General features: G+C 71.9%; 5 protein-coding genes. All 5 read left to right on the top strand.

All coding sequences use genetic code 11. From position 1 onward, the window contains the following. Positions 1–463, top strand: a 463-nt coding sequence (locus AC27KI_RS20775) for a DMT family transporter (protein WP_487115600.1), incomplete at its 5' end; no start/stop codon positions are given. Between the two features lie 109 nt (positions 464–572). Then, positions 573–1,763: an aminotransferase-like domain-containing protein gene (locus AC27KI_RS20780; protein WP_487115602.1), complete on the top strand. Its 1,191-nt coding sequence runs from the start codon at positions 573–575 to the stop codon at positions 1,761–1,763. A gap of 3 nt (positions 1,764–1,766) precedes the next feature. After that, positions 1,767–2,387: a glutathione S-transferase family protein gene (locus AC27KI_RS20785; RefSeq protein ID WP_284403002.1), complete on the top strand. Its 621-nt coding sequence runs from the start codon at positions 1,767–1,769 to the stop codon at positions 2,385–2,387. A gap of 14 nt (positions 2,388–2,401) precedes the next feature. Continuing rightward, entirely contained in the window at positions 2,402–3,277 is an 876-nt protein-coding gene (locus AC27KI_RS20790; RefSeq protein WP_487115604.1) for a PhzF family phenazine biosynthesis protein, read from the top strand. A 35-nt stretch (positions 3,278–3,312) separates the two neighbouring features. Further along, positions 3,313–3,590 (top strand): VOC family protein (locus AC27KI_RS20795; protein WP_487115606.1); only part of this gene is annotated, 278 nt, incomplete at its 3' end.

Genomic DNA, 3,590 nt, shown 5'->3' on the forward strand with positions numbered 1-3,590 from the left:
CCCGGCCGACTTGCTGCTGTTCGCGGCCGTGCTGTGCGCCGCCGTGGGCTACGGCTACGGCGCGCGGCTGTCGCAGCGCATGCCTTCGGGCTCGGTGATCTGCTGGGCGCTGGTCATCTCGCTGCCCGCCACGCTGCCGCTGGGGGCCTGGTCGTGGCCCGCGGCGCCCATGCCGGCATCGGCGTGGGGCGCGCTGGCCTATGTGTCGGTGTTTTCGATGTGGCTGGGGTTTTTCGCGTGGTACCGGGGCCTGGCGCTCGGCGGCACGGTGCGCGTGAGCCAGGTGCAGCTGGTGCAGCCGTTCCTGGGCATGCTGTTTTCGGTGCCGCTGCTGGGCGAATCGCTCGATGCGGTCAGCCTGGGCTTCGGCATCGCGGTGATGGCCACGGTGGTGGTCGGCCGACGCGCCCCGGTGCGACAAGGCCCGGCCAGGAACCCCCAACCCGCCGCGATGCGCGGTTAAGCTCTTTCCCCGGCGGGCCCACCCGCATGCCCGCCACCCGCCGCACAACGGCTTCCTCAACGACGACCCCGGCGCCCCGGAGAACAAGCGCCCCCTGGAGATGCACTCAATGACGAACTGGACCCTGGCCGCACGCGCCGCGAAGATGAACCCCTCGGTGATCCGCGAGATCCTGAAAGTGACCGAGAAGCCCGGCATCATCAGCCTGGCGGGCGGACTGCCCTCCCCCAAGACCTTCCCCATCGACGACTTCGCCAAGGCCTGCAGCGCCGTGCTGTCGCAGGACGGCCAGTCGGCCCTGCAATACGCCGCGAGCGAGGGCTACCAGCCGCTGCGCCAGGCGGTCGCCGACTTCCTGCCGTGGGACGTGAGCGTCGAGCAGGTGCTGATCACCACCGGCTCGCAGCAGGGCCTGGACCTCGTGGCCAAGGTGCTGATCGACGCCGGCAGCCGCATCCTGGTGGAAACGCCCACCTACCTCGGCGCGATCCAGGCCTTTGCGCCCATGGAGCCCGAAGTGGTGAGCGTGGCCAGCGACGACGAAGGCGTGCAGATCGAGGACCTGGCCACCAAGGCCGGCAGCGGTACCGACAAGGCGCGTTTTTTGTACGTGCTGCCCAATTTCCAGAACCCCACCGGCCGCACCATGAGCGAGGCGCGCCGCGCCGCGCTGGTGGCCAAGGCCGCCGAGCTGAACCTGCCGCTGATCGAGGACAACCCCTACGGCGACCTGTGGTTCGACCAGCCCCCGCCCGCGCCGCTGACCGCGCGCAACCCGGAAGGCTGCATCTACCTGGGCTCGTTCTCCAAGGTGCTCGCCCCCGGCCTGCGCCTGGGCTTCATCGTGGCGCCCAAGGCCGTGTTCCCCAAGCTGCTGCAGGCCAAGCAGGCGGCCGACCTGCACAGCCCGGGCTTCAACCAGCGCATGGTGCACGAGGTCATGAAGGACGGCTTCCTGGGCCGCCACGTGCCCACCATCCGCGCGCTGTACAAGCAGCAGCGCGACGCCATGCTGGAGGCGCTCACGCGCGAGATGGCTGGCCTGGACGTGCACTGGAACAAACCCGACGGCGGCATGTTCCTGTGGGTGCGCCTGCCCGAAGGCATGAGCGCCATCGACCTGCTGCCCGAGGCCGTGGACCGCAACGTGGCCTTCGTGCCGGGCGCGGCCTTCTATGCCGACAACGCCGACCAGCGCACCCTGCGCCTGTCGTTCGTGACGGCCAGCGCCGCGCAGATCAACACCGGCGTGGGCGCGCTGGCCGCGGCCATCCGGGCGCGCGTCGCCCAGAAGGCCTGACGCATGCTGCGGCTCTGGGGACGGCTGTCGTCCATCAACGTGCGCAAGGTCGTGTGGACCGTGCAGGAGCTGGGCCTGGAGCTGCAGCGCACCGACGCGGGCGGGCAGTTCGGCATCGTGTGCGAGCCGCAGTTCCTGCGGCTCAACCCGAACGGCATGGTGCCGCTGATCGAGGACGACGGCTTCACGCTGTGGGAGTCGAACGCCATCGTGCGCTACCTGTGCGCCAAGCACGCCAGCGGCACCCTCTACCCCGAGGACCTGCGCACGCGCTTCGTGGCCGAGCAGTGGATGGACTGGCAGCAGACCACGCTCAACCCCGCGGGGCGCGACGCGTTCCTGCAGTGGGTGCGCACGCCCGAGGCGCAGCGCGACCCGGCCGCCATCGCGCGGTCGGTGGCGGCCACCGAGCCGCTCCTGGACCGGCTGGAGGCGCACCTAGCGCAGCAGCCGTGCCTGGCGGGCGAGCGCTTCACCATGGCCGACATCGTGGTGGGCTGCGAGATCCACCGCTGGTGGGGCCTGCCGCAGGAGCGCGTGGCGCGCACCCACCTCGACGCCTGGTACCAGGGCCTGCTGTCGCGCCCCGGCGCGCGCGGCGTGATCGACCAGCCGCTCGCCTGACACCATCGCCCGCCATGCGCCAGCGCCCCTTCAAGCAGATCGACGTGTTCAGCCACCGCCCCGGCGACGGCAACCCGCTGGCCGTGGTGCTGGACGCACAAGGCCTGGACGATGCCGACATGCGCCGCTTCGCCGCGTGGACCAACCTGTCGGAAACCAGCTTCCTGCTGCCGCCCACCGAGGCCGGCCGGGCCGCCGGCGCCGACTACCGCGTTCGCATTTTCTGCCCCGGCCGCGAGCTGCCGTTCGCGGGGCACCCCACGCTGGGCAGCTGCCACGCCTGGCTGGAAGCCGGTGGCCAGCCGCGCACCGATGGCGAGGTGGTGCAGGAATGCGCGCTGGGCCTGATCACGCTGCGCCGCGACGGCGACCGGCTGGCCTTCGCCGCGCCGCCGCTGCTCAAGAGCGGGCCGCTGGCCGAAGAGGACGTGGCCCTGATCGCGCGCGGCCTGCGCATCGAGCGCAGCGACATCGTGGCGCACGCCTGGTGCGACAACGGCCCGAACTGGCGCGGCGTGATGCTCGCCAGCGCCGAGCAGGTCCTGGCCCTGCAGCCCGACAGCGCCGTCCTCGGCCAGCTGGACATCGGCGTGGTGGGGCCGCGCGGCAAGGTGGGCGTGGTCGGCGCGCATGCCGACGAGGGCATCGCCTTCGAGGTGCGGGCGTTCTTTCCGGGCAACAACGGCCTGGCCGAAGACCCGGTGACGGGCAGCCTGAACGCCGCCCTGGCGCAGTGGCTCATCGGCGCGCACCTGGCACCGCCCAGCTACGTCGCCAGCCAGGGCACCGCGATGGGCCGCGCCGGGCGCTTGCACGTGCACCAGGACGGCGAGCGCATCTGGGTCGGCGGCGGATCGGTCACCTGCGTGAACGGCGAGGTGCGGCTGTGAACCTGCCCGACGCCTGCATCGACCATCTCGTGGTGATGGCCGACCGCCTGGACAGCGGCGTGGACTGGTGCCGCCGCACGCTGGGCGTGGTGCCGGCCATGGGGGGCGAGCACCCGCTCATGGGCACGCACAACCGCCTGCTCAACCTCAGCGGCCCGGCGCATCCGCGCACCTATTTGGAAATCATCGCCATGAACCCCGCCGCCCCCGGGCCGGCGGCGGGCACGCGGCGCTGGTTCGACATGGACGACCCCGCGCTGCAGGCCCGCGTGGCGCGCGACGGCCCGCAGCTCATCCACTGGGTGGCCTCGGT

The sequence above is a fragment of the Acidovorax sp. KPB24-03 genome (genome assembly GCF_057546605.1).

Coding starts and splice junctions, on each gene's coding strand:
- AC27KI_RS20780 (WP_487115602.1), top strand. CDS start 573: ATGACGAACTGGACCCTGGCCGCACGCGCCGCGAAGATGAACCCCTCG.
- AC27KI_RS20785 (WP_284403002.1), top strand. CDS start 1,767: ATGCTGCGGCTCTGGGGACGGCTGTCGTCCATCAACGTGCGCAAGGTC.
- AC27KI_RS20790 (WP_487115604.1), top strand. CDS start 2,402: ATGCGCCAGCGCCCCTTCAAGCAGATCGACGTGTTCAGCCACCGCCCC.